This window comes from Candidatus Nanopelagicales bacterium (assembly GCA_037045355.1).
Classification (GTDB): domain Bacteria; phylum Actinomycetota; class Actinomycetes; order S36-B12.
Genome location: JBAOHO010000028.1, coordinates 1 through 4,603 on the forward strand (window position 1 = coordinate 1; position 4,603 = coordinate 4,603).

At 67.2% G+C, this 4,603-nt stretch carries 4 protein-coding genes; all 4 read left to right on the forward strand.

Features of this window, described 5'->3' with window-relative positions; all coding sequences use genetic code 11:
• Positions 1–255 precede the first annotated feature (255 nt).
• Positions 256–2,025, forward strand: a complete 1,770-nt coding sequence (locus V9E98_15065) for a hypothetical protein (protein ID MEI2718284.1) — start codon at positions 256–258, stop codon at positions 2,023–2,025.
• Between the two features lie 65 nt (positions 2,026–2,090).
• Positions 2,091–3,305 (forward strand): MFS transporter, encoded by a 1,215-nt coding sequence (locus V9E98_15070; protein MEI2718285.1) that lies wholly within the window; start codon positions 2,091–2,093, stop codon positions 3,303–3,305.
• A 29-nt stretch (positions 3,306–3,334) separates the two neighbouring features.
• Complete coding sequence (locus V9E98_15075; protein MEI2718286.1) at positions 3,335–3,730, forward strand: VOC family protein; 396 nt, start codon at positions 3,335–3,337, stop codon at positions 3,728–3,730.
• A gap of 96 nt (positions 3,731–3,826) precedes the next feature.
• Positions 3,827–4,591, forward strand: a complete 765-nt coding sequence (locus V9E98_15080; GenBank protein MEI2718287.1) for a phytochelatin synthase family protein — start codon at positions 3,827–3,829, stop codon at positions 4,589–4,591.
• Positions 4,592–4,603 lie beyond the last annotated feature (12 nt).

Sequence of the window (4,603 nt, forward strand, 5' to 3'; positions counted from 1 at the left end):
CGGTGTCCACCCACGACCAACCGTAGAAGAGCCGATACGGCACGCAAGGCCCTGTCAAGACATGCACGCAGGAGGGGCTGGTTGCGGGCCCACTGTCCGAGCGGAGCGACCTACTCGCAGGAGCGCTTCGATCGGCAACGCTGTGGAACCTGCCCGTCACCCTCATCTGCACCACGCCGCGAGGACGCTGCATGAGCGCACCATTACCCGGGGTACCCCTGGCGATCTAGAATGAACTGAGGGATGGGGGTCCCCATGAAACGATCGCGCAGTTGGAGCCGGAACCGGGGATTCGCCATCGCGGCGGTGGCGTCGACGGCGTTGGCGGGGGGGCTCTCCCAGGTCGTCGACAGCCGCCAGGCAGCAGCCGCCGACCCCCCGGCGGCCACCGGCGCCAGTCTCAACTTCCCCCGGGCGACGACCGTCGCCGGTAAGGTCCGCAAGCCGATAACCGGTCGGTTGAGCAAGGCGGGATACCGGGTTCTCGCCCTTTCGGCCGGCGGACGGGCGAGTTCCCTCGTGGTGAGGGGCAAGCAGTTCACCTTGCGCCCGCCGGCCGGCACCGTGACCTTGCACCTACAGGCCCCGAACGGCAGGTACGCCGGTCCGATCCTGATGGAACGCAACGGCAGAGAGGCGACCCTCGGGGTGCGCTCGGGCGTCGGACTCGGGAGGGTCAAGATCCGCCACGGGTACGCGACCCTGGAGCACAAACTTGCCAAGCAGTCAGTCGTCTCCGACTTCGGCGCTCGGGCGCACAATGGCGTCCCGATCGGGGCCGGACGGATCGGTCTGGTTCGGACGAAGTTGCCACGTAGGGGTGGGCCGGGTGACCGTGATCTTGATGGGATCGCGAACGTGTTCGACGTGGACGACGACGGCGACTTGGTGCTGGACGGATACGACCGGTCCACGAAGAGGAGTGTCGCCACGGCCTATGCCGCACCCGCAACGCAGGCCTCCGCCTTCCCGGACGGCAGCAGCCTGCACCTGGCCACCGGCCTGGGCTGGACCCCCTACGGATACGTCAACGCCGATGGCGGCTCCACGCCCGATCAACTCGACGCTGTCCTGCGCGACGGCGGCACACTCGCCGTCCAGTGGGATTCGATCGATCAAGATTCCGGTGAGTTGGACTGCGGAACCCTGGGCTACTGCTCGGCAGGGGGCACCGGGTTGTGGCGTGAGACAAACACACCACCCGACCCGGGCGACCAGCGCACCGGGCGCCCTGCGTTCCCGGACTGCTGCGACGGTGACGACGACGGCTTGGGGTCACTCATGCCCGATCAGCCGAGCGGAGGTCCGAACGGGGGTATGTTCCTCCTGCACGGAGCCACCGCGCAGGAGATCAGGGCCGACGATGTCCTGATCGCCCGGGGAACCAGCGACGGTGTGCCGGTCGAGTACCCCGCGTCGGTGGGCTTCGTCTTCGCCAGCGACCCGGTGATCGCCTCTTACGACGACGGCCAGGGCAACCGCGGCACTTTCTCGTATCCGGCGGCGCCCGAATGCCTCGAAGGAAGCGTCTACGGCGGGTCGGGTCCGTCGAAGCCCCAGTGCAGTCCCCGCGTGCACACGGACACGAACGGCGACCTGGTTCTTCGACTCGAGATCTGGCGCCCGCAGCGGATGCGGTTGCCGACGGAGCCGGGATCCACGAGGTGGATCGATGTCGGGAACTTGGCCTACGCGATCAGCCTGCCCGTCGGCGCGGGAGCCGGCGGGTATTGCCCGACGAGTACCTATACCGCCGAGCCGAGGTTGAGTCCGCTCACCACTGACATCAACCGCACTGTGCCCGCCGGCTCCGCTGTCGTCGATCGGAGCCCCGACGAGCCGGCGTCCCCAGCCAACACTCTCAGTGTCACGCTGAACCTCACCAGTTGCTATCGCGCGCTCGGGGCTGCGCCGACTGCCGCCCCATTGATCCAGATCTGGTCCTATGCACTGGGCAGCACCTACCCGGTGAGCGGACCGGCGTCGGACGCACACTCACAGCAGTCCTTCACAGTGGTGCCGTAGCCGCCAGCGCACGGAGAAGCACGACGAAGGCCGGGGATCGAAGTCCGGCCGTTAGGGTCCTGTGAGTGACCGATGCCGAGCCGAAGCGCCCCTGGCTGACGCGCAACGTCAAGGTGCTGTCGGCCGTTTCGCTGGCACAGGACGCCGCCAGCGAGATGATGTACCCGGTCCTTCCGATCCTCTTGACCACAGTGCTGGGTGCCCCCGCTGCGGTGGTGGGCGTGATCGAAGGGCTGGCCGAGGGCCTAGCTGCTCTTCTGAAGTACGTATCGGGACGCACGTCGGATCGTGTGGGTCGCAAGGCCGCCGTCGCGACAGGGTACGGCTTGGCAGCTGTCGGCAAAGTGGTGATCGCCGCGGCACTCGTATGGCCGGTGGTGTTGCTGGGGCGGTTGATCGACCGGACCGGCAAGGGAATCCGGGGCGCCCCACGAGACGCTCTTCTGGCCGAAGGCGTCCCGCATTCGGCAATGGGCCGGGTGTATGGATTCCATCGGGCCGCCGACACGTTGGGCGCGGTCATCGGGCCGCTGGTGGGCCTGGTGGTTCTTGCGGCGGCCGGCGGCAACATCCGTGTCGCATTGTGGGTGGCAGTGGTCCCGGCGGTCATCAGTGTGCTGCTGGTCGCGCTGGTGACCGAGGAACGGCGTCGAGCAACATCGGACCCCGTTGGCGCTGCTCCTGGGGAGCGACACCAAGCCACAGCGTCCGCTCTACCGCGGCGGGTACGGATCGTGGCAGGGCTGTTGGCGGTGATCGCCCTGGTGAACTTCCCAGATGCGCTGCTGCTGCTGCGCATGAACGAAGTCGGTTTCTCGACGATGGCCGTGGTTGCGACGTACGCGGCGTTCAACCTGTCCAACGCGGTGATCGCCTTTCCGGCCGGGATGCTGGCCGATCGGTGGCCGAAGGCTCGGGTCTATGCCATCGGCCTGGTCTGCTTCAGCGTCGGATACCTCGGACTGGGCCTGGTCGAATCGGGTTGGTCCGTTGTCGCGCTCCTGCTTGTTTATGGGGGCTTCGCCGGGATCACCGACGGGGTCGGCAAGGCGTGGATCTCCGGCCTGGCGCCCCCGGAGGTCCGCGGCCATGCCCAGGGACTCCTGCAAGGACTGTCCGGTGCCGCCATCCTGATCGCCGGGTTGTGGGCGGGCTTGGCGTGGGAATCGGGGAGCGGATCAGGCGCCGTCCCGCTCATGATCTCCGGGGTGGTCTCGGCGACTGCCGCCGTGGCGCTGTTCGCAGTCGGCGACAGGCTTGAACGAGGCAAGCAGCCATAGGCTGTCTTGCGACCGAAAGAGGAGATGCGATGTCACGAGTGGTCCACTTCGAGATCCAGGCCGATGACCTGGAACGTGCCAAGCAGTTCTACGCGGAAGTCTTCGGCTGGAAGTACCAGGACTTCGGCGCCTTCACCGGATCCCCGTACTGGGGCGTCGTCACCGGTCCGGACGACCAGATGGGCATCGACGGAGGTCTGCTCCAGCGCCCTGCCCCCGCCGCTGATCCGGGCCAAGGCGTGACGGCGTTCGTCTGCACCGTCGGGGTGGAGGACTTCGACGACACGGCGGCCAAGATCCTGGCGGCGGGTGGCCGAGTGGCACTTCCGAAGACCGCGCTGACGGGCATGGCGTGGCAGGGGTACTTCTTGGACACCGAAGGCAACACTTTCGGCGTGCATCAGCCGGACCCGCACGCCGCCTGACTGAGGCGCCGGTCGTCCGGTGGTTGGATTCACCGGGAGTCTGCCGCGCCAGTTACCGTGGAGCGGTGCCGAGCACAAGGCGGGAGAGAGAGCCACATGAGATCCCATGCACGAATCCTTCTGGTCGCGGGTGTCACCGCGTGCGTCGTCGGGACCGTGGCACCGTCCGCCGGCGCGGCGGACAAGCCCAAACTCGGACCCGATGCCGTGCCCATCACCGCGGACCACACGTATCTCCAGACCGCCGTCGCGCCTGACTACTGGGCCTACTCCCCCTACGACAAGCCGCAGTTCACCACGAGTGCGTGCTCGATCGCCAGCGTCACCATGGCGCTCAACGGGCTGCGGGGGTTGCCCAAGAAGGCCTCGGCCAAGATCCCCACGCAGCAAGCCGTTCTGCAGAAGGTCGGGGACACTGGGTGGTCGGCGCGAAGCTCCGAGGGCGGCGACGGGGTCACCTATAGGCAACTGCGCCGTTACACCCGCCAGGCGATGGACGCGTACGGCATGAAGAAAGCGACCATCACGTCGTTCCATCCCGAAAGGGCGGACACCGCCACCTTGTCGAAGACCCGCAGACTGCTGGAGCGAAACGAAGCCACCGCGGACAACGTCGCACTCGTCTACTTCAACCAAGGAGTGCTCACGGGCGACTGGAACGGACCGCATGTCTCGGTGGTCGGGGGTTACGACCCCGCCGCGGACCGAGTTCTGATCCTCGATGTGGATCAAGAGTGGTACATCCCCTACTGGTCCCCCGTGTCCGCCCTCGTGGACTCCTTCGTCAAGCCGGCGCCCAAGAATCAGGGGGTTCTGGCCGGGCAGACCGGTGGCCTCCTGCTGGTGACGAAGCACCCCTGACCCACTGCGTCA

Bases quoted from the DNA above. Each gene is read 5' to 3' on its own strand.
- V9E98_15080 (MEI2718287.1), top strand. From the start codon at position 3,827: ATGAGATCCCATGCACGAATCCTTCTGGTCGCGGGTGTCACCGCGTGC.
- V9E98_15065 (MEI2718284.1), top strand. From the start codon at position 256: ATGAAACGATCGCGCAGTTGGAGCCGGAACCGGGGATTCGCCATCGCG.
- V9E98_15075 (MEI2718286.1), top strand. From the start codon at position 3,335: ATGTCACGAGTGGTCCACTTCGAGATCCAGGCCGATGACCTGGAACGT.